This is a genomic window from Gemmatimonadaceae bacterium (assembly GCA_019637355.1).
Lineage (GTDB): Bacteria > Gemmatimonadota > Gemmatimonadetes > Gemmatimonadales > Gemmatimonadaceae > Pseudogemmatithrix.
The window spans coordinates 1,473,005-1,493,255 of sequence record JAHBVT010000001.1 but is presented as its reverse complement, the minus strand read 5'-3'; the positions used below and the strand labels follow the sequence as shown (position 1 = coordinate 1,493,255).

Here is a 20,251-nt window from a genome sequence, read left to right as displayed (position 1 = left end):
TAGCCGCGCCACGCGGTTTTTTTTGTCCTCGCCTCGGTCGTCCGTTCAATGGTCCGCGTCAGCAGAGTCCAGCCCGAAAGCATCGCCGCCGAGCTGGGGATTACCCCGGGGACGGAGCTGCTGTCCGTGGACGGTCGCGCCTTGGACGACTTCCTTGACTGGGAGTTCCTGACGGCCGACGATGCCTTCGAGCTCGAGGCCAAGCTTCCGGACGGCGAGCACGTGGTCTTCGAGATCGAGCGCGAGGGTGGGGAACCGATGGGCCTCGAACTCGAGCCGCCCAACGTGCGCCGCTGCGCCAACCGCTGCGAGTTCTGCTTCATCGAGGGCCTGCCGAAGGGCCTGCGGAAGCCGCTGTACATCCGCGACGACGACTACCGGCTGTCGTTTGCCTACGGCAACTTTGCGACGCTCTCGAACCTGAAGGAACGCGACTTCCAACGCATTCTCGAGTACCGGCTCTCCCCGCTGTACGTGAGCGTGCACGCGACGCCCTGGGAAGCCCGTAAGGTGCTGCTCAATAATCCGCGCGTGCCGAACATTGTGGAGCAGCTCACGCGCCTCACCGAGGGCGGCATCCAGTTCCACGGGCAGATGGTCGTGGTGCCGGGCCTGAACGACGGTGACGTGCTGGAGCAGTCGCTGGCCGACCTGTACGCCTTTGGCGAGCACTGCCTGAGCGTGGCCCTGGTGCCTGTGGGCCTCACGCAGTTCTCGCACATCTACACCGGCAAGTCGATGGACCGCGAGAACGCCACGCGCATTCTCGAGACGGCTGAACGCTGGGCGGCGAGGGCGCAAGCGGAGCGCGGCGAGGTGTGGGTATACGGCTCGGACGAGCTGTACCTGCTCGCCGGTCGCACGTTGCCGGCGGCGGCGCACTACGGGGACTTCTCGCAGATCGAGAACGGCGTCGGGGCCATCACGTCGCTGCGCGAGCGCGTCGGCGCTGGCCTCGGGCGCTTGCCGCGTCTGGACGGACGCCGCATCGGCGTGGTCACCGGCAAGGCGATGGCCCCGACGATCATGCCTGAGCTGTTGGCGCAGCTGCACGACGCCACGGGTGCGAGCTTCGAGATGATCGAGACCGAGAACTCGCTGTTCGGCCCGACGGTCACCACGGCCGGCCTGCTCGTGGGTGCGGACATCCGCCGTGCACTCGATGGTCGCGCCGACCTCGACCTGGCGCTGATCCCGGCCGAGACGATCAACCAAGACGGCATCTTCCTCGATGACGCGACCTTCGTCGAGGTGCGCGAGTCGCTGCCGATGCCGGTCTATCCTTCCTACGATTTCATCGACGTGCTCGAGCACGAAGGCGCGTCGACGGTGAGTGTGCGATGAGCAACATCCCCGTGGTGGCCCTGGTCGGCCGCCCCAACGTGGGCAAGTCCGCCCTGTTCAACCGGCTGATCGGCGACGATACGGCCATCGTGAGCGAGGAGGCCGGCACGACGCGCGACCGGCACTTCGCGCGCTGCGAGTGGCAGGGTCGCAGCTTCTGGCTTGTGGATACCGGCGGCCTCGTCGAGGACTCCGACCTGCCGATGGACGTGGCGATCAAGCGCCAGGTGCGCGAGGCCATCGCCGAGGCGGACCTGATGCTGTTCACGGTCGATGCCAAGGCGGGTCTGCATCCCAGCGACGCTCGCATCCTCGATATGCTGCGCAGCTCCCGCAAGCCGTGGCTGCTGGTGGCCAACAAGGTGGACGACCCGAAGAGCACGGACTTCTTCGAGTTCTTTAACCTCGGGGCGGGAGACGTGATCCCCGTGTCCGCGGCCAACGGCAAGAACTCCGGTGACCTGCTCGACAGCGTCGTCGAGCGCCTGCCGGACTACGAGGCGGAGCCCGGCCCGGAGGTCCTGCGCGTGGCCGTGATCGGCCGCCCGAACGTGGGCAAGAGCTCGTTCATCAATCGCCTGCTGGGCGAGGAACGGCTGGTCGTCAGCGAAGTGGCCGGGACGACCCGCGACTCGATCGACACGCCGTTCACGTACCACCAACGGCCGTTCATCTTCGTGGACACGGCGGGCCTCAGGCGGCAGAGCCGGATCGACGACGGCGTGGAGTTCTACTCCTCGCTGCGCACGCGCCGCGCCATCGAGCGCGCCGACATCTGCATCCTGATGATCGACGCGGTCGAGGGCCTGCACAACCAAGACCTCAAGATCGCCACGCTGGCCTGGGAGTCGGGTCGCGGAATGATCATCGTCGTCAACAAGTGGGACCTGAAAGAGAAGGACGACAAGACGGCCGCGAAGTTCGAGAAGGAGTGCGTGGAGAAGGCGCCCTACCTGAAGTGGGTACCGTTCCTGTTCACCAGCGCGGTCACGGGCCAGCGGGTGACGAAGGTGCTGGACCTGCTGTTGGAAGTCGAGGCAGAGCGTGGCAAACGCATCTCGACGTCCGAGGTGAACGATGCCCTGCAGGAACTGCTGGCACGCCGTCAGCCGCCGCAGGCCGCCGGGCACGAGGTCAAGCTCAACTTCGCTACGCAGGTGGAAACGTCGCCGCCGGCCATCGTCGTGATGGGCAATCATCCGGATCTCGTCCAGGAGCACTACGTGCGCTATCTCCACAACGGCTTCCGCGAGAAGTGGGGATTCCTCGGCAATCCGCTGCGGGTGCTGATGCGCCGGAAGGGCGGTCGCAATGAGTGAGTACTTCGGCGGCGGGATGCACTGGTCGCTGGCGCTGGCGCTCGCGTACCTGAGCGGCTCGCTGCCGAGCGCGTACCTCGCCGGGCGCCTGCTCAAGGGCGTGGACCTGCGCACCGTCGGCTCGGGCAACCTCGGCGCGACCAATGTCTATCGGAATCTCGGGGCGGTACCGGCGATCGGCGTGTTGCTGCTGGACGCGCTGAAGGGCGCGTTGCCGGTACTCTACCTGCCGGTGCGCATCGCGGGCGTGTTTGGATTTCAGACGAACGACCTTCTGTGGTGGGGCCTCGCCTGCGGAGTGGCTGCGATCTTCGGCCACGCGAAGCCGATCTTCCTCCTGTGGAAGGGGGGAGGGAAGGGTGTGGCGACCGCGGCGGGCGTGTTTGCCGCGCTCGCGCCTCAGGCGCTCGGCGTGACATTGATCCTGTTTGTCGCCGTCGTGGCGGGCAGCGGCTTCGTCTCGCTGGCCAGCATCGCCGCTGCCGTCGTCCTGCCGATCGCCGTCGCCGTGACGATGGGCGTGAAGTCGCCGGTGTTCTTGGTGGCGGTGATGGTGGCCGCCTTCGTCGTGTGGTCGCACCGCGCCAACATCGCGCGGTTGCGCGCCGGGACCGAGCCGAAGACCTTCGGCAAGCCACGGGAGGCCAAGTGAGAGTCGCCGTGATCGGCGCGGGGGCCTGGGGCACCGCGCTCGCCAGCCTGCTGTCCGAGAACGAGCACGACGTGATGCTCTGGGCCTACGAGCCCGACGTCGTCGAAACCATCAACACGGCGGCGGAGAACCGTCGCTTCCTCGCCGGTGTGCCGCTGCATCCCAACCTCCGCGCCTCGAGCCTCGAGGAGCAGGTGTTGGAGGGCGCTGAGCTGGCGCTGTTCGTCGCGCCCTCGCACGTGCTGCGGCAGGTGGCGGCGGGCTGCACGCGGCATACCCCGACGGGGATTCCGCTGGTCGTGGCCACGAAGGGCATCGATCGCGAGCGTCTCTCGCTGATGACGGACGTCGTCGACGAGGAGATCGGCGGGCATCCGATCGTCGCCCTCAGCGGCCCGAGCTTCGCGATGGAAGTGGCGCAGCACCTCCCGACGGCCATCGTCGCGGCGTCGGCGAACCTTGAGGCGGCGCTGCTGACGCAGCGCGCGCTCAGCACCTCGGCCTTCCGCGTGTACACGCAGTCGGACGTGATCGGCGTGGAGCTGGGCGGGGCGCTCAAGAACGTGATGGCGGTGGCGACCGGCATCGCGGACGGGCTGCAGCTCGGCTACAACGCCCGCGCGGCGCTGATCACGCGCGGTCTCGCCGAGATGACGCGGCTCGGCGTGAAGCTCGGGGCCGACCCGCAGACCTTCGCCGGCCTGGCCGGCATCGGCGACCTGGTGCTCACCTGCACGGGATCGCTCTCGCGCAATCGCTCGGTGGGCCTCGAGATCGGTCGCGGCGCGACGCTCAACGAGGTGTTGCAGGGCCGCGAGACCGTGGCCGAGGGCGTCACGACGACGGAGACCGCCAAGCGGCTGGCCGAGCGACACGACGTGGAGATGCCGATCGTGAACGCCGTGCACAAGGTGTTGTTCGAGCGCCAGCCCGCGCGCTGGGCCCTGGTGGAACTGATGACCCGCGACCTGAAGGGAGAGCGAGACTGATGGCCTCGGGATCGGAGCCGATCCGGGAGTTCTTCTCCATCGGGGACGTCTGCGAGCTCACGGAACTCAAGCCGCACGTCCTGCGCTACTGGGAGAGCCAGTTCAAGTTCCTCTCGCCGGCCAAGAACCGCTCGGGCAATCGCGTGTACACGCGGCGCGAGGTGGAACTGGTGATGCTGGTGAAGCACCTGCTGTACACGGAGAAGTACACCATCGAGGGCGCCAAGCAGAAGGTGGACGAGCACCGCAAGAGCGGCGGCGTGAAGCCGGCGGCGCGGCAGGGGCTCGACGCCGAGACGGTGCAGCTTCTCGAGAAGGACCTGCAGGCCATCCTCGACATCCTGGAGCGGAAGGACTGAATGCGGCTGTTGATCAGCAACGACGACGGAATCCTGGCGCGAGGCCTCGAGTGCCTCGAGCGCGCGGCGCGTCCCCTTGGTGACGTGTGGGTGGTGGCGCCGGACCGCGAGCAGAGCGCGACCAGCCACTCGCTGACCCTGCATCATCCGCTGCGGCCGGTGCAACTGGGCGCCCAGCGGTGGCAGGTGGACGGCACGCCCACCGACTGCGTGATGCTGGCGATCGAGGCGCTGCTGCCGGCGCGGCCCGACTTCGTGCTCAGCGGCATCAACCACGGCCCGAATATGGGCGAGGACGTGCTGTACTCGGGGACCGTCGCCGCGGCGATGGAAGGGCTCGCCCTGGGCGTCCCGAGCATCGCGGTGTCCTTCGGCGGGCGCGTGCTGCGCGCAGACGACTCGCTGCTCAGTGACCACGTGAAGACGCTCACGACGCTGCTGCGGCACCTGACGTCGCTGCCGGCGTTCCCGGCCGACACCTTGCTCAACGTGAACCTGCCGGCGATTCCCGCCAAGGACGTGAAGGGCGTCAAGCTCACGCGGCTCGGGCGTCGCGTGTTCAGCGACTCGCTCACGCCGATGAAGGACCCCTGGGGGCGCGAGATCTTCTGGATCGGCGGCGGGTCGGTGGAGTGGAGTGGCTCGGACGACTCGGACTTCCAGGCGCTGCGGGACGGCTACGTCTCGGTCACGCCGCTGCACCTGGACCTCACGGCGCGCGATCGGTTGGAGGACGCGGAGCGGTGGTGGCGGCCGCTCTGACGCCGCAGTTCGGCGGAGCGCGGCGGCGTCTCATCGAAGAGCTGCAGCGCAAGGGCATCCGCAGCCTCAGCGTCCTCAAGGCTTTCGACGACGTGCCGCGGCACGAGTTCGTGCCCTCCGGGCTGCGACACCGCGCGTACGAGGATGCGCCGCTGCCCATCGGGCACGGGCAGACCATCTCGCAGCCTTGGGTGCACGCCAAGTACCTCGAGTTGCTGGAGCTCACGGGCGACGAGCGCGTGCTCGAGATCGGCACCGGTTCCGGCTTCCAGACGGCCCTGCTGACCAGGCTTGCCCGTCACGTGTTCACCGTCGAGCGCCTCGCGCCGCTCGCCGAGGCCGCGCGCGAGGCGTTGCGCCGCTGTGGGATCGACCACGTGATCCAGCGCGTCGGCGACGGCACGCTGGGCTGGCCGGAGTACGGACCCTACGACGCGATTCTCGTGGGTGCCGCCTCGCCAGACGTGCCGGAGCCGTTGCTCGAGCAACTGGCACCGGGCGGCCAACTGCTGATTCCCGTCGGCGACCGCGACACGCAGCAGCTCCTGCGCATCCGGCGCACCCCCGAGGGATTCGTGACCCACCGGCTCGACGCGATGCGATTCGTGCCCTTGATCGGTGAGCACGGTTTCGCGACCTGAGCGCGTCCCTTCAGACCCCAGCCCTCCCAGCGATGTCCGACCTGTCCAGCCGACTCAAGTCCGCTATCCGTGACGTCCCGGATTTCCCGAAGCCGGGCATCGTCTTCAAGGACATCACGCCGGTGTTGCACGACGCCGTGCTGTTCGCCGATGTGACGGCGGCCCTGGCGGCCCCGTGGCGAGGAAAGGGCATCACGCACGTGCTGGCGGTTGAATCGCGCGGGTTCCTGTTCGGCGCGCCGGTGGCGCAACACCTCGGGGCGGCGCTGGTGCCGGTGCGCAAGCCCGGCAAGCTGCCGCACGCGCACGTCACCGAGCACTATGCGCTCGAGTACGGCGAGGACGCGGTGGAGGTGCACACGGACGCCATCGATGCCGACTCGCTCGTGCTGATCATCGACGATGTGCTCGCGACCGGTGGCACGGCCGCGGCCACGCGGCGACTGGCGCATCGGCTCGGTGCAGGCGTGGCGGGCATCGGCGTGGTGATCGACCTCGCCTTTCTGCCGTGGCGCAAGGCGCTGGCGGGGGTGCACGTGGAGACGCTGGTCAGCTTCTCCTGAGTCGGACGCGAGCCTGATCTCGGGGAACGGCGGAGCGGCCCCTGGGGTACATTGGGGTGTAGCAACCCCCACGCGGAGTCCCTGTGCGCGTTGCCGTCCCGTTGCTGTTGGGTCTGTTGGCTCCGGCGCTGCTTCCGGCGCAGGGTGGGCGCGCGCAGGGTTACTTGCTGAGCGAGCCGCCCGTCACGTTGACGGTCTACGGCGGCGTCTCGCTCCCCGGTGCCTCGGGAGACATCTGGGGCTTCACCTTCGACGAGTTGACACTCGCGCGGCGGGACTTCGCGGCCTTTGACCGTGGTGTTGACATCGCGTTCCGGCTGTCTCCGCGCACCGACCTCGTGCTGGGCTGGGCCGTCAACGGCCGCACGAGCCGCAGCGAGTTCCGAGACTGGGTCGATCAGGACGATCTGCCGATCGAGCAGGAGACGCGCTTCGAGCGGCGCCCGCTCAGCGCGTCGCTGCGTTACTCGCTCGTGCCGCGCGGCCAGCGTATCGGGACCATCGCGTGGATTCCCGCGTCATTTGTCCCGTGGGTGGGAGCCGGGGCGGGGACAATGAGCTACCAGTTCGTGCAGGCCGGCGATTGGGTGGACAGCGAGACATCGGATGTGTTCACGGACCGGTTCACGGCCAAGGGGCGGTCGTCGTTTCTGCAGGCCAGCGCCGGAGCCGGCTGGACCCTCAGCCCCAATTTCGTGCTGACGGGCGAGGTGCGATATCTGCATTCCGGCGCCTCAGGGCGGCCATCGTTCGAAGGATTCGACCGGCTCGACCTCTCCGGCTTCAGCACCACGCTCGGCCTGACCCTTCGCTTCAGCAAGGAGTAGAGATGAGGCGCGCACTGCTCATACTCGCATCGTCCGGCCTGTTCGTCGGAGGCGACCCGCTGGACGCACAGGCGACGGGTGAGCCGCTGCCCTGGGCCGCGTTCCTTGGCTGCTGGAGCGCGAGCAGCGATGCCGGGAGTGGACCGCTGACCTGCTTCGTGCCCGTCGCGGGGCAGCCGGCCATTGCGGAGCGCCTGTTCGTGCGCGGCGAGACGGTGCTGGAGCGCGCGCGCCTCGATGCCAGCGGTCGCCGCGTGGAGATCGACGCCGAAACCTGCGGAGGCTGGGAGTCGGCGCGCTTCAGCAACGATGGCGCGCGCGTCTACACCAGAGGAGAGGCCAGTTGCGCCGACGTGCCGCCGCAGGGCAGTTCGGGGATTGTTTCGATCGCCCCGACCGGCGACCTCGTGCTCGTGTCCACGTTGCGCGTGGGGGATCAGCGCAGTCTCCGGGTGCAGCGCTTGCGCGCGCTCCCGTGGCTGCTGATGCCTGACGGCGTGCGGGCAACGCTCGATGGCGTGTTGCGACGCGTTGACGGTGCAAGGGTGTCCGCGGCGAAGCCGCTGTCCACCGCCGCCATCGTCGACGTCGCGGCGGCTGTCGATGCGTACGCGGCGGAGGCGTGGATGGTCGAGTCGAGTCGGGACGTGGAGGGGTTCCGTACGACGCGCAGCGACCTGCAGCGGCTGGCCGCCGCGCGCGTCCCAGGCCGCGTGATCGATATGGCGGTCATTCTCGGCAACCCACAGGCATTCCGCGTCGCACTCGAGCGCGATGTCATCACGACGGCGCGTGTGGAACCGATGCCGTCGGCTGCAGGCAGCGGGATGAGCACCTTGGCGATGTGCGATCGCTTGCGCTCGTCCTTGTGGATGATGGACTGGATGTACGACTTCCCGATGGGCGCGTGGGGGCCGTGGGGGACCTTGGGATTTCCGATGCTGGGAATGTCCGGCAACTACTGGCTCCGCCAGTGTGCGCCACTCGGCTTCTACTCGCGCTGGTCGATGTCCGGCTTCTGGGTCGGCCAAGGGTTCCAGGGCGTACGGCCGGGTTTTGTCGGGGTGCCGGTGCGGGTTGATGTCAGCTCCCGCCGCATTCCCGCCAGCGGCGGGCGTGTGGTGAAGGGCGAGGGCTACTCGCAGGGCAGCTCAGGCAGCACCCGCACCGCGAGCTCGCCGAGGCCGTCAAGCTCGAGCGGTGCGCTGACGCGCTCGGCCGGCAGTTCCGGAAGCGTGCGCAGCGGTGGATCGGGCGGAAGCACGACGGGGCGCACGGCCAAGCCGCGCACCCCGTAGCTCTGTGTCCGGCCCGCGTCGCGATTTAGCCGCGCTGCTCGGCTACCCTGCCGCTCGGCGTCGCGGCGGCTCCACCATAGAGCAACCCCTTCACGCGGTCGCCGATGGCGTGCGCGATCAGGTAGGTGCAGGGCACCACGAACAGCGTGAGGAAGGTCGATACCGACAGGCCGCCCACCACCGCGATGGCCAGCGGGCGCATCAGCTCGCCGCCTTCGCCGAGGCCCAGCGCCAGCGGCAGCGTGCCGACCAGCGACGTGAACGTCGTCATCATAATAGGGCGCAGGCGCGCCCCACCGGCCTTGACGATGGCCTCGAGCCGCGAGTGCTGCTCCGCGACGAAGTTCTCGGCGAACTCCACCAAGAGGATGGAGTTATTCACCACGATGCCGGCGAGCATAATCATCCCGAGCGTCACGGGCGCGCTGAACGGCGTCCCGGTGATGAGCAGGATGGCGAACACGCCCATCATCGCGAGCGGGACCGACGCCAGGATGACGAAGGGATTGATGAAGCTCTCGTACTGCACCGCCAGTACGACGAAGACCAGGAAGATGGCGAGCGCGATGACGAGGGCTAGCTGGCGGTTGCTCTCGTCGATGGCCTCCTGCTCGCCGCCGATGATGAGGCCGTAGCCGTCCGGCAGCTCGAGCTCGGCCAGCCGGGCGCGGATGGAGTCGCTGACGGCACCGACGGTGGCGATCTCGGTGATGACATCGCCGTTGATCTGCACCTGACGGCTCTGGTTCACGCGGGTGATGCCATTGGGGCCCAGCACGGTCTTCACATCGGCCACGTCGCCGAGGCGGATGGCCGGCGCGCCGCGCGTGGCGACGAGCGGGATGTCGAGCAGGTCGGTGGTGCTTTGGAAGCGTCCGCGGGGGAAGAACACGCGCACGTCGTACTCGAAGTTTCCTTCGGCGTAGCGCGTGGCGACGGTGCCGTCGAGCGCGGTGCGCACGGCGGCGCCCACCTGCTGCACGTTCAGGCCGCGGGCGCGGGCGCGTTCACGGTCCAACTCGATCGAGAGCAGGGGAGACCCTTCGTCCTGCGGGTTCTGGAAGTTCTCGAGGCCCGGGATGCCCTGCACCCGCCGGGCGACCGCGAGGGCGATCTCGTTGAGCGTGAGGATGTCGTCTCCGAGCACGGCGACCGAGACGGCCTCGCCGCTGGAGGAGGTGCGCAGGCCGCGAATGCGCGGCGGACGGACGCCCACGCGGGCACCCGCGAAGCCGCGTGCGTTGACCGAGTCCTGCAACGCGCGCACCCACTGGTCGGCCGACATATTCCGCTGCGATACCGGGACCAGCAGGATGTCGAGCGAGCCGCGACCGGCGTTGGCTGACGACGAGCCTCCGAAGAGGAAGCCGCCGGCCGTGGCGAACACCGCCTCCACGTGCGGCATCTTGGCGACGATGCCTTCGACTTCGCGGGTGATGCGGTCCGTCTGCTGCGGCGTGGAGCCCGGGGCGAGGCGCACGAAGGCGCCGACCGAGCCGTCGTCCACCTGCGGCAGGAACTCCGAAGGGATCGAGCGCGCCCGCGCGAACAGGGCACCGGCGACCAGCACCACGGTGCCCAGCACGATGAACTTGTGCCGCACCGTCCACTCGGCCGCGCGCTCGTAGCGCCCGCCCATCCGGCTGAACCAGCGGTCGAAGGCGAGCAGGAAGCGGTTGTTCTCGAGCCCGCTCTTGAACTTCACTTTGCCCAACTGGGCGGCCAGCATCGGCACCAGCGTCAAGGCCAGCGGCAACGAGGCGAGGATGGCGAACGAAATCGTGAGGATCAGTTCGCGGAAGATGAGCGCGGCGAGGCCCACGATGAGCAGGAACGGCGCCACCGAGGCGAGGTTCGTGGTCGTGGAGGCGACGACGGCGCTGGTGACCTCGGCCGAGCCGACGTGCGCGCCTTCTTCCGGGTCGAGCCCCTCGAGTTCGCGGCGCCGGTAGATGTTCTCCAGCATCACGATGGCGTTGTCGAGCAACAGGCCCGTGCCCATCGCGAGGCCGCCGAGCGACATAATGTTGAGCGTCAGCCCGCCGGCGCCCATCATCACGAAGGTCGCCATAATGGCCAGCGGGATCGACACCGCGATGATGAACGTCTTGCGGATCGAGCGCAGGAACACCAGCACGACGATGGCGGCCAGGAAGGCGCCGATGAGCGCCGAGTTCCGCACCGAGCTCAGTGCGTCGCGGATGAAGCCGGACTGGTCGAAGGTGACCTGATAGCGGATGTCGCGCGGGATGAACTGCGAGGATTCCAGACGCGCGATTTGCGCCCGTACCTGGTCCACGACCTCGACGGTGTTGGACTCGGGCTGCTTCTGGATGCCGATGCGCACCGCCGGCGTGCCGTTGAGGCGGGCCCAGAAGCGCTGGTCGGCCGAGGTGTCTCTTACGGTGGCGATCTCGCTCAGGGGCACGCGCGTGCCGCCGGCGCCGGTGAGGAGGACGCCCTTGATCTCCTCGGTGGACGTGAAGCGGCCGGTGGTGCGCGAGACGATCTCGCGGTCGGGCGCGATGACGCGTCCGCCGGCGATGTTCTGGTTCTCGCCGGAGAGCGAGCCGAGGACGTCGGAGACCGAGAGCCCGAAGCCGCGCAGGCGTTCCGGGTTGATCTCGACCTGGATCTCGCGGACGAGGCCGCCCGAGAGATCCACCGAGGCGACGCCTTCGACGGCGAGCAGTTGCGGCCGCAGGCGCTGGTCAATCCACTGGCGCAGCGAGACCAGGTCGCGCTCGGACGAGGAGAACGCGACTTGGAAGATCTGCATCTGCGACGGGTCGGACTTGCTGACCGTCGGCGCGGAGGCCTCGATCGGCAGCCGCGAGCGCACGCGTTCGACGGCGGTGGCGGCGTTTTGCAGCGCGATGTCGACGTTGGTGCCGTAGGCGAAGTTCAGCTCAACCGAGACGCTGCCTTCGTTGACGTTGGTCTGCAGGCGCTGCAGGCCTTCGACCGTCGCGAGGGCGGTCTCGAGCGGCTTGGCAACCGTCTCCTCGAGCACCACGGGCTCCACGCCCGGGTTGCTGACGTTCACGCGCACCTGCGGGTAGATGATGCGCGGGAGGAGGTCCACCGGCAGCCGGCCGATGTACACCACGCCCAGCACCAGCAACGTGCTGGTGAGCATCAAGGTGCCGACTGGGCGCGAGATGGCCCAGCTGGAGATCCCGCGTCGCTTCTGGTTGCTCACGGACGGGCTCCCGGGTTCGTGGCAGGAACGGTGCGCGACGCCGACGGCGCCTCGGGCGCGAGCGGTTGCACGATGCGGACCTGCGCGCCGTCGCGGAGCAGGGCATTGCCGGTTGTAATGATGGTGTCGCCGGCGGCGAGGCCCTCGTAGACCTCCATCCGGCCATCCGCGTCGGGGCCCACGCGCACGCGCTTGCGCTCGGCGCGGCCGTCCCGGATCACGTAGACGCTCTGGCTGCCGGCGGCACCGACCACGGCCCGCGTCGGGATGACGAGGGCATTGTCGCGCTCATCGAGCTGCAGCGTGACGCGCACGGAGTAACCGGGCTTCAGCTGGAAGCGCTCGGCGCCGCTGATGGCGATCTCCACCGGCACGAGTCGGCTGACACTGTCAGCGGCGGGGAAGATGCGGCGGATGCGGCCGGGCACGGCGCGGCCGCCGAGTGCGTCGACTTGGACCTCGACGGCGGAGCCTTCCGTGAGGCGCGGCACCTCGAGTTCCGAGACGGGCAGTTGCGTCACCAGCGTTGCGACGTCAGCCACGGTGAACATCCGCGTCTGCCCGCCGACGATGTCGCCGGCCTGCACGAAGCGCTGGGTCACTACGCCGTCGATTGGCGCGCGGATCTTGGTGAAGCCCACCCGCGTCTCGAGCTGCGCGACGGTGGCTTCGGCGGCCACCAGCGTGGCCTGGTCGCGCTCGTACTCGGCCGCGGTCACGACGCCGTTCTGCCGGAGCTGCTCCGAGCGCTGCGCGGTGGTGCGGGCCAGCGTGAGGTTCGCCTCCGCGGCACGCAGCTGCGCATCGAGTTCGCGCGAGTCGAGCTCGGCGAGGATGTCGCCGCGGCTGACGCGCGAGCCTTCCTCGACCGGCACGCGGAGCAGGGCACCGCCGACCTGCGAGGTGACGCCCACGACGCGCAGCGGCGCGAGCTGCCCGGCGACCATCGAGGTGCGCGACATCCGCACGCGCTCGACGGTGGTGATCTCGACGGGGGCCGGCTGGCCGTTGCCAGGGCCGCGGTTGCCGCCGGGGCCGCCAGGTCCGCCGCCGGTGCTGCCCGGCGTGGCCGACGACGCGGTGTCGGTTCCGCAGGCCGCGAGGGCCGCGAAGGTGAGGAGGACCGCGGCGCGCGCGGCGAGGGTTGTATGTGTGAGGAGGCGCATCGCCTGAGGGTGCGAAATTCGGGGAATCCTGCGTGCACGTTAGATACGTCCCGAACCCTGTAATCGTTCACGCCGATGGCATTATGTTGGTAGGCGAGTGGCCCCCGTAGCTCAGGTGGATAGAGCGACGGTTTCCTAAACCGCAGGTCGGCGGTTCGAGTCCGCCCGGGGGCATAGAGAGTGGGCGTAGGGTCCATTAACTTTCGGCCGTGCGCCGGCAATCCGGCCCAGGCCCGTTTCGGGCACCTGACATCCTTCATTAACAGTCCCAGCTATGACCAAGACCGGCGACGCCGCGCGGCCCCCCATTGTCCTCGATGACGAAGAGTCCGGAATCGAGCTGCTCCAGCGCTATCAGCGTCCCATCGGCATCGCGGCCATCGTGCTCGCACTCGGGGCAGGCGGCTACTGGATGGCCCAGCGCTCGGCCCAGATCAAGGAGCAGCGTGCATCGGCTGCCGTGGCGGCCGCTGAGGGCGCCTACAACACGGGCGGCCCCGCCGCTGCCCAGCCGGAGCTGGCCCGGGTCATCGTGCGCTACGCGGGGACGAACGCCGGGACCACGGCGGCTATGCTTTCCGCCCAGTGGCACTACGAGATCGAGCAGGCCGACTCTGGTCTCGCGGTGATTGCGATGGTGATGCCGAAGGCCCCGCGGCATCTGCGTCCTGGGCTGCTGGCGCTTCAGGCGGCTGGGAAGTCCATCAAGGGCGACTACAGCGGGGCAGCTGCGGACTACCAGGCTGCGGCGGCGGCCGCCCGGTTCCCGGCGGACAAGGACGGATATCGGATGGAAGCAGCGCGCTCGCTGATGACTGGAGGCGATGCGGCTGCCGCAGCCGCCATCTACGCCGAGATTTCCAGCCGAGAGGACTCACCGTTCGCAGGTGAGGCGCGCCTAAGACTAGGCGAGGCAAGAGCTAAGGCGTAGTCAGTTCAACTGGATTATCAGAAAGGCGGGGTCGACGATCGTTGACCCCGCCATTTTCGTGGCCTGATTCACGCAGCGCGCTGTCGCCTTGGTGGCCCGGAAAATGGACGGCGTGGAGGACTGTCTGTTCAATCCAGTAACTACGTATAATATGTATTATGTATAATCGCTCTGGGGAAAACCAGGAGATTTCCCCACGGCGTCTGCCTAGAGCTCCCGAAGTGTCCCTTCAAACACGATCCGCCCCTCGCCCGCCAGCGTCGGGATTGTCCCCCCTCCGGCGGCCTTGAGGCGCACCTGCAAAGGCTGACCCGACTTGGTACGGAGGGTCGTCGAGTCCCCTGATTCGCCCCAAGCCTCCAACAGCACGGCCGCCGCCACCGCACCGGTCCCGCAGGCCAAGGTCTCGGCTTCCACCCCACGCTCAAACGTCCGAATCTCCCAGGCTCCGACCGGGTCCTTGGCCACCCAGTTGACGTTGGCGCCGGCCGGCAGCGAGGCGTGGTGGCGGAGTTCCGGGCCCCGGGAATCCAATGGGATGCCCTGGAGGGAGTCCACCCGCACCACGAGGTGCGGGACCCCGGAGTCGACGAAGCCAAGGGCTCGCTCAGCGCTCCGCCGCGGGATGCCGGCGTCCGGCCGGAGCCCCTGCACCGCCTGCAGGTCGACCTCCGGGCGCCCGTCGCGGATCCGGCCGTTGATGACCCCGGCCGGGGTGCGAAAGCGGAGCCCGGACTGGCGGGCCAGTCCCAGCTCGTTCGACAGCCGAACGGCGCACAGCGACGCATTGCCGCAGAGCTCGCCGACGCTGCCATCTCTATTGAAGTAGGCCAGCGAGAACTCGAGCTCGGCGTCCGGCAGGAAGACCGCCAGCCCGTCCGCGCCCACACCCGTATGCGCGGCGCAGACCGTGCGGACGAAGTCGGGGTCCATCGCCACCGTCGCCTGGTCTGGCTGGCCGATGCCGTCGATGAAGACGAAGTCGTTTCCCGACCCCGACATCTTGTAGAACTTCACAGACGCCCCGTCATCGCCCACCAGCGGAGGCGCCACACCATAAGCACGGCCTCCCGCACGATGTGTCCAGACATCTTGCTCTCACCCTCAGTCCGGTCCGTGAAGACGATCGGAATCTCGACGGGCTTGAAGCCCTTCCGCATCGCACGGAACGACATCTCGATCTGGAAGGCGTAGCCGTTGGAGCGCACGTCGCCGAGGTCGATGGCCTCGAGCACGCGTCGGTGAAAGCACTTGAAGCCGCCGGTGCCGTCCCAGAGCTTCATTCCAGTCACGATGCGGGCATAGATGTTGGCCCCGTAGCTGAGCAGCAACCGGCTGATGGGCCAGTTCACCACCGTGACCTTTCCGTTGAGGTACCTCGAGCCCAGCACGAAGTCGGCGGTTTCGGCCGCCTTGAGAAACTCCGTGAGGTGCGCCGGGCTGTGGCTGAAGTCGGCGTCCATCTCGAAGATCAGCTCGTAATCGCGAGCCAAGGCCCAGCGGAAACCGTCTCGGTAGGCCGTTCCGAGTCCCATCTTGCCGGGGCGGCGAAGAATGTGCACGCGCGGTTCGCCGCGCTGGATCTCCTCGACGATGTCACCGGTGCGGTCCGGTGAGTTGTCGTCGACGATGAGCATCTCGAGCCGAGGGTCGGCGGCCAGCACGGCCGTGATCAGGCTGCGGATGTTCTCGCTTTCATTATATGTGGGGACGATGACCAGTCCCCGCTGCGTCGCTTCGGGCATATCGCTCAAGAGGTGGATCGCGTCTCCGCGCCCCACAGGTTGACATACTGGTCTGCGGTAACAAACGCCGGAGATGCGCCGGCGCTGCGAATGCAATCCACGAGCGCCACGATGTTCTCCCGCACGTGCTGCAGCGCGTACATCGTGCTGCGATTCGGAATGAGTTCGTCGGGATGGAAATATGTTGCAAACGCCGGTGCAGGTCGACGCCCGGCACGCGCCGAGTGCACCGAATCGCGCAACTGGTTCACCAGTGGCGCGAATAGCGTCGGGCGCGCCGTCAGGTTGATGACGTAGCTCGGGCGGCGAATGGCATCCCAGATCGGCCCCGGCGACGCGGACTTGCGCGCCATCTGTACGCCGGCGACGAACCCCCAGGCGCGCTGCTGCGCCACGAAACAGGGCAGCGTTAGCATCCGGCAGGCAGGCTCCCCTGCCCCCGCCGCTTTGCGCGGGTCGCGGCGGCTGGCGAAGAACGACTGCGTCGGCGTGATGCTCCAGTCGAATTGGTTCTCGGAGCGAGTCGCAGGTCGGCTCCGGTAGCTGCGCAGTCCCGGAAAGGGTGAGAACTCGAGGCGCACGCCCAGCGCGTCCAACGTGTTGAATGTTTCGCTGGTGTGGTACGTCCACCCCATCCGGGCGCTTGCGGGCGAGAGGCCCGCCGTCTGCAGCGCGTGATGTGCGGCGTGCAGCATCGCGACCTGCCACTCGCGGTCCTCGACCTCCTGATACCAGCGGCTGGTCCCACGGTCGAGTCGCCAGAAGTGTGGGTGCCAGCCTAGGGCATCGCCGTCGGCGACCAACTGCGAGAGGAACGCGCCGTGGGCCTCGAGGCACCACGAATAGCTCCCCATCAGGTCGCGGACCTGTTCGTCGGCACGCAGCAACCACGTGAACCGCGGCGCGCAACCGGCGTCGTCGCGGAGGTTGCGGACGGCGTCTTTCAAGGCCGGAATGCCCTCGAGCATTCCGCGCCAGACGAGCCGATCGCTCGGCAGCGCGCCAACGAAACCGCTGCGATCCGGGTCGGTGTCGCAGCCGATAACAATCGGGATGCGCCAGTCTACCGGCGGCTCACCAGAGATCATCGAGGTCGGAATCGAAGAACGAGACACGAATCGCGCCTTCGGTGCCGCCCGCGAGCACGACGGGGTACGGGCGCCGCACCCAGAGACCGGCGCGCTTAAGCGCCGGGGCGTCACGCATCGCGCTGAGGGCGACGATGCCATAAGTGCCGCGGGCCTGCTCGTCGCGTGCGAATCGCACGGCTTCTGGCAGCAGCGCGTCGAGCGCGGCATCGGTGCCGACGAAGTCACAGATCTTCACGAGATCAAGATCCCGCGTGAGGTGCTTGGCGCGGCGCCACACGAGGTAGCCATCCACCGTGCCCTCGGCATCGCGGTGGACGCGCGTGTGGTACTCCCGGCGCGGTTGCGACAGCTTGTAGTTGAGATAGTCCGCCGTCCGCGTGCCGCTCAACTCATAGCGGGCGCGGAGCAGCCGGTCCCACGTCGCGTCCCACGCCGGATCAAAGCGCTCGATGCGTTCAGTCCGCTCCGCGCCGCTTGGTCCCTGTGGCCGGTGGAACAGGTTCCCCACGTGCACCGCCGGTGCCACGAACGTCGGCTTCTTCCAGTACGCGAGGGCTTTCCCCGGCCGGAAGAATCGTGCGAAGTAGGCTGACGAGTCGCGGGTGAGCCGATGCCCGCGACGCAGGTACGCCGGCTCGATCATTGGGACGACGCCGACCGCGCCGTACTTGAGACCGTCGGCGTTCTCGCAAGCGGCGAGTAGCTGCCGTCCAGCCGCCTTGCGCGTCGCGTCGTCCGACATATCGAGCACCAAGGTGATTCCCCACCCGACCTGCACACTGGGCCGCTCGTCGTTGTAGCGAAACTCGTGTGCGACCTGGCAAATCTGCCCCACGACATCCTCGCCGCGCAGCGCCACGAAGCGGGCGCAGCGCTGCCACTCAAGCAACGACCGCTCGGCCAGCTCCGGATGCTCGGGGCTCCAGCGGCGCATCAGGTCGAGTACGGGTTCGGTGTGCCGGGCCTCGAATGGCACCACCCGGACTTCAGTCACGTCCCGCCTCGCCTTCGCGTCGCCGCACGAAGAGACCAGCCAGTGCCAGCAGCGCCAGGCCTCCGAGACCGGCAAGCGAGACCTTGAGGCCGAGCTGGTCGCCGCGCGATTCCACCGAAAGCACGATCTCCTTGCTACCGGCCTTCACGGGGACGGCGAGGAACGTGCCGTTGGCACGTGCCACGGGGGCAGCCACGCCATCGACCGTCGCGGTCCACGTCGGCAGGTGGTTCTCGCTGACGACGAGGTAGCCGTCCTGCGCCAGCGTATCGACCCGCAGCACATAGACTCCGGGCTGCCGTTCCTCGACCACAATCTGTGGTGCGGGACTGATCGGCGCCGGCAGTGCCTGCGGTGGCGTGGTGTCGCCGAAGGCGGCATCGCCAGCCACGAGCACGATGCGCCGCGGGTCGAACTGCGGATTCATCACGGTGCCGATCGTCGCCTCTTCATCGTCGAGCTTGAAGGCCAGCGGCGCGATGACCGCCCACTCCCCTGGCTCGGGCACGCGTAACACGGCCGTCTGCTCGCCTAACCACGTCCGCAAGCGCTCGCCGACCACGGTGAAGCCGGGCGGAAGCTGCGGCGGCACCTCGTCGACGAACACATAGCGCACACCGAACAGCCGCCACGACTGTGGGTTCCCGCGATTCACCCAGCGATTCTTGCCGCCGAGCGTTTCGTCATAGGTGTGGAGTTCGTTCCCGTGGTAGCCAAGCACGGAGCGGACGCGGTGCTCCATCAGATAGTCGTCCATATACGAACGCCCCAGCGGCAGCACGCGCCACGGCTGGGTGGTGCCGTCAGCGTCCCGCCGCAGCGCCTGTACGACGTCATCCGCGGCGAACACCTCCGCCCCACGTTCGTCAATGACGATGAACCGGCGCACCTGCGTGCCGAGATCGGCCAGGAGCAGCACAACCGCGGCGCCCGGGAGCCAGCGCGGCGCCCGCCACGCCACCGCCGCAAACGTCAGCACCGTCGCAGCACCGAGCAGCAGGCCGAGGCGTGCATCGCGCACCGCGAGAAATGCGGCATCGGTACGGAAGTCCGGTGCCAATGTCGTGATGAGTCCATCGGTTGCCGCGAGCAGAACCGTGGCCGCGACCCCCACGGTGATGGCCAGTCGCTTGGCCCAGCGCGCGCGCGCGTCACCAGCCATCGACAGCCACTGTTGCATCCCGAGCCCGGCCAGCACACCAAAACACAGCGCGACGTGACCCCACATCATTGACGGGGCGCGCGTCTTGCTGATCATCGGGAAAAGATGATACGGAATCCGGTAGAACGGGGTCTGGCCGCCGAGCACCCAGAGCGTTCCGAAGATCACGCAACCCACCCAAAACCAGAGGCGCTTGCGCTCGGCCCCGGCTGGCGTGCGCAGGATGGCCGTCAACGCCAGCACACCGACCAAGAGGCCGAGGTAGTCCGAGTGGAGCTTGAAGGTGTTGGTTCCCCAATAGCTTTGGAGCAGCCAACCGTTGAAACCGCCCCACATTGTTCCGATCAGTTCGATGGCCGGCATCGCCCAACTGGTGCCGTACTCCCATCCGGTGGAAGTGGAACCGGCTGCACTGCGCGGACTAAACGGCAGATACTCGGCGAACGGCATCAACTGCGCTGCGGCCGTCGCCAGGGCGAGGACACTGGCCACGCCGAAACCTGCCAGGACCACCAGTCGTGCCGGGCGTTCTGTCTGCGTAAACAGTGTGAAGAACAAGAAGGCGCCCATCAGCAGCGACGAGTAATACGTCATCTGGAAATGCGGCGAAAGCAGCATCAGGCCGACCAAGAGGCCCCAGAGCGCAAACCAATGCGGCCGGCGGGTGCGGCAAGCCTCGGCGATTGCCAACAGGGCCCAAGGCGTGAGCCCAAGGACGTAGATCTTGCCGTCGTGCCCTGGATAGAACAGCGAGAGCAGCGGGCCGCTGATTCCATAGGCCGTGGCTCCGACAACGGCCGCGCTCCAGCTCAGCGATTGCTTCCGCAGGAAGGCGAGGAGGCCGACCGCCCCGAGCCAGGCGTGCAGCACCATTCCGAGCCCAATGCCGAGCGCCGGCGCAAAGACCGCACGCAAGGCGACCGAAATGGGATACACCTGGTCGCCGTGCATCGCGCCCAAGAACGGCATCCCGCCGAAGATGTATGGATTCCAGCGCGGGACCTCGCCCCACTGGGCAATCACCACGGCGGCGAAGTGGCGTGTCACGTAGCCGTCCTTGCCGTCGCTCATCGGATTGACGATCACGCCGCCCGAAAACAGCGGAGCGAACAGGAGGCCGAGGAGGAGGGCCCAGCCAATCGCAAAGGCGATGCCTGGGTGAATCGGAAACCGCCGAGGAGTATCAGCCATAGGAAAGTAAGGTAA

Annotated in this window: 18 protein-coding genes and 1 tRNA gene; 12 read left to right on the top strand and 7 right to left on the bottom strand. The window is 68.0% G+C overall.

Going from position 1 to position 20,251, the window contains the following annotated elements; translation table 11 throughout:
* The first annotated feature begins 48 nt into the window (after positions 1 to 48).
* The 10 genes from KF689_06850 (at position 49) to KF689_06805 (ending at position 8,754) form a co-directional block, all read left to right on the top strand.
* A complete protein-coding gene (locus tag KF689_06850) occupies positions 49 to 1,344 on the top strand; it encodes a DUF512 domain-containing protein (protein MBX3133090.1) in 1,296 nt (431 codons plus the stop codon).
* Positions 1,341 to 2,663 carry a ribosome biogenesis GTPase Der gene (gene der / locus KF689_06845; GenBank protein MBX3133089.1) on the top strand — a complete coding sequence of 441 codons (1,323 nt, stop codon included), beginning with the start codon at positions 1,341 to 1,343 and terminating at the stop codon, positions 2,661 to 2,663. Before KF689_06850 ends, der begins: the two co-directional genes overlap by 4 nt.
* On the top strand, positions 2,656 to 3,315 hold the full coding sequence (gene plsY, locus KF689_06840; protein MBX3133088.1) for a glycerol-3-phosphate 1-O-acyltransferase PlsY: 660 nt from the start codon (positions 2,656 to 2,658) through the stop codon (positions 3,313 to 3,315). The genes der and plsY overlap by 8 nt, the downstream gene beginning before the upstream one ends.
* On the top strand, positions 3,234 to 4,304 hold the full coding sequence (locus KF689_06835; protein MBX3133087.1) for an NAD(P)-dependent glycerol-3-phosphate dehydrogenase: 1,071 nt from the start codon (positions 3,234 to 3,236) through the stop codon (positions 4,302 to 4,304). The genes plsY and KF689_06835 overlap by 82 nt, the downstream gene beginning before the upstream one ends.
* Positions 4,304 to 4,663, top strand: coding sequence for a MerR family transcriptional regulator (locus KF689_06830; GenBank protein MBX3133086.1), 360 nt, complete (start codon positions 4,304 to 4,306; stop codon positions 4,661 to 4,663). The genes KF689_06835 and KF689_06830 overlap by 1 nt, the downstream gene beginning before the upstream one ends.
* Positions 4,664 to 5,425, top strand: a complete 762-nt coding sequence (gene surE / locus KF689_06825) for a 5'/3'-nucleotidase SurE (protein ID MBX3133085.1) — start codon at positions 4,664 to 4,666, stop codon at positions 5,423 to 5,425.
* Positions 5,407 to 6,066 (top strand): protein-L-isoaspartate(D-aspartate) O-methyltransferase, encoded by a 660-nt coding sequence (locus tag KF689_06820; protein MBX3133084.1) that lies wholly within the window; start codon positions 5,407 to 5,409, stop codon positions 6,064 to 6,066. Before surE ends, KF689_06820 begins: the two co-directional genes overlap by 19 nt.
* A gap of 32 nt (positions 6,067 to 6,098) precedes the next feature.
* The gene (locus tag KF689_06815; GenBank protein MBX3133083.1) at positions 6,099 to 6,629 is read left to right on the top strand and encodes an adenine phosphoribosyltransferase; all 531 of its coding nucleotides are present in this window, start codon (positions 6,099 to 6,101) and stop codon (positions 6,627 to 6,629) included.
* Between the two features lie 83 nt (positions 6,630 to 6,712).
* The gene (locus KF689_06810; GenBank protein ID MBX3133082.1) at positions 6,713 to 7,456 is read left to right on the top strand and encodes a hypothetical protein; all 744 of its coding nucleotides are present in this window, start codon (positions 6,713 to 6,715) and stop codon (positions 7,454 to 7,456) included.
* A gap of 2 nt (positions 7,457 to 7,458) precedes the next feature.
* Positions 7,459 to 8,754 (top strand): hypothetical protein, encoded by a 1,296-nt coding sequence (locus KF689_06805; protein MBX3133081.1) that lies wholly within the window; start codon positions 7,459 to 7,461, stop codon positions 8,752 to 8,754.
* Positions 8,755 to 8,779: 25 nt separating this feature from the next.
* Here KF689_06805 and KF689_06800 read toward each other — a convergent pair whose 3' ends face one another.
* Positions 8,780 to 11,956: an efflux RND transporter permease subunit gene (locus tag KF689_06800; GenBank protein ID MBX3133080.1), complete on the bottom strand. Its 3,177-nt coding sequence runs from the start codon at positions 11,954 to 11,956 to the stop codon at positions 8,780 to 8,782.
* Positions 11,953 to 13,122 (bottom strand): efflux RND transporter periplasmic adaptor subunit, encoded by a 1,170-nt coding sequence (locus tag KF689_06795; GenBank protein MBX3133079.1) that lies wholly within the window; start codon positions 13,120 to 13,122, stop codon positions 11,953 to 11,955. The genes KF689_06800 and KF689_06795 overlap by 4 nt, the downstream gene beginning before the upstream one ends.
* Positions 13,123 to 13,222: 100 nt before the next feature.
* On the opposite strand from KF689_06795, the gene KF689_06790 reads away from it, so the two are divergent.
* Positions 13,223 to 13,296, top strand: a tRNA-Arg gene (locus tag KF689_06790).
* A gap of 100 nt (positions 13,297 to 13,396) precedes the next feature.
* Positions 13,397 to 14,053, top strand: a complete 657-nt coding sequence (locus KF689_06785) for a hypothetical protein (protein MBX3133078.1) — start codon at positions 13,397 to 13,399, stop codon at positions 14,051 to 14,053.
* Positions 14,054 to 14,260: 207 nt separating this feature from the next.
* Here the strand turns inward: KF689_06785 and KF689_06780 are convergent, their stop codons facing one another.
* Genes KF689_06780 through KF689_06760 form a run of 5 tightly spaced genes read right to left on the bottom strand, consistent with a single transcriptional unit; the run spans position 14,261 to position 20,236 of the window.
* Positions 14,261 to 15,070 carry a diaminopimelate epimerase gene (locus tag KF689_06780; protein MBX3133077.1) on the bottom strand — a complete coding sequence of 270 codons (810 nt, stop codon included), beginning with the start codon at positions 15,068 to 15,070 and terminating at the stop codon, positions 14,261 to 14,263.
* Positions 15,067 to 15,798: a polyprenol monophosphomannose synthase gene (locus tag KF689_06775; GenBank protein ID MBX3133076.1), complete on the bottom strand. Its 732-nt coding sequence runs from the start codon at positions 15,796 to 15,798 to the stop codon at positions 15,067 to 15,069. The genes KF689_06780 and KF689_06775 overlap by 4 nt, the downstream gene beginning before the upstream one ends.
* 5 nt (positions 15,799 to 15,803) lie before the next feature.
* Positions 15,804 to 16,886, bottom strand: a complete 1,083-nt coding sequence (locus tag KF689_06770; GenBank protein MBX3133075.1) for a hypothetical protein — start codon at positions 16,884 to 16,886, stop codon at positions 15,804 to 15,806.
* Positions 16,873 to 17,883, bottom strand: coding sequence for a hypothetical protein (locus KF689_06765; protein ID MBX3133074.1), 1,011 nt, complete (start codon positions 17,881 to 17,883; stop codon positions 16,873 to 16,875). The genes KF689_06770 and KF689_06765 overlap by 14 nt, the downstream gene beginning before the upstream one ends.
* Positions 17,876 to 20,236, bottom strand: coding sequence for a hypothetical protein (locus KF689_06760; protein MBX3133073.1), 2,361 nt, complete (start codon positions 20,234 to 20,236; stop codon positions 17,876 to 17,878). Before KF689_06760 ends, KF689_06765 begins: the two co-directional genes overlap by 8 nt.
* Positions 20,237 to 20,251: the final 15 nt, after the last annotated feature.

Excerpts from the sequence above, each read along its gene's own strand:
- KF689_06850 (MBX3133090.1), top strand. The coding sequence starts at position 49 with ATGGTCCGCGTCAGCAGAGTCCAGCCCGAAAGCATCGCCGCCGAGCTG.
- der (MBX3133089.1), top strand. The coding sequence starts at position 1,341 with ATGAGCAACATCCCCGTGGTGGCCCTGGTCGGCCGCCCCAACGTGGGC.
- plsY (MBX3133088.1), top strand. The coding sequence starts at position 2,656 with ATGAGTGAGTACTTCGGCGGCGGGATGCACTGGTCGCTGGCGCTGGCG.
- KF689_06830 (MBX3133086.1), top strand. The coding sequence starts at position 4,304 with ATGGCCTCGGGATCGGAGCCGATCCGGGAGTTCTTCTCCATCGGGGAC.
- surE (MBX3133085.1), top strand. The coding sequence starts at position 4,664 with ATGCGGCTGTTGATCAGCAACGACGACGGAATCCTGGCGCGAGGCCTC.
- KF689_06815 (MBX3133083.1), top strand. The coding sequence starts at position 6,099 with ATGTCCGACCTGTCCAGCCGACTCAAGTCCGCTATCCGTGACGTCCCG.
- KF689_06805 (MBX3133081.1), top strand. The coding sequence starts at position 7,459 with ATGAGGCGCGCACTGCTCATACTCGCATCGTCCGGCCTGTTCGTCGGA.
- KF689_06795 (MBX3133079.1), bottom strand. The coding sequence starts at position 13,122 with ATGCGCCTCCTCACACATACAACCCTCGCCGCGCGCGCCGCGGTCCTC.
- KF689_06785 (MBX3133078.1), top strand. The coding sequence starts at position 13,397 with ATGACCAAGACCGGCGACGCCGCGCGGCCCCCCATTGTCCTCGATGAC.
- KF689_06775 (MBX3133076.1), bottom strand. The coding sequence starts at position 15,798 with ATGCCCGAAGCGACGCAGCGGGGACTGGTCATCGTCCCCACATATAAT.
- KF689_06770 (MBX3133075.1), bottom strand. The coding sequence starts at position 16,886 with ATGATCTCTGGTGAGCCGCCGGTAGACTGGCGCATCCCGATTGTTATC.
- KF689_06760 (MBX3133073.1), bottom strand. The coding sequence starts at position 20,236 with ATGGCTGATACTCCTCGGCGGTTTCCGATTCACCCAGGCATCGCCTTT.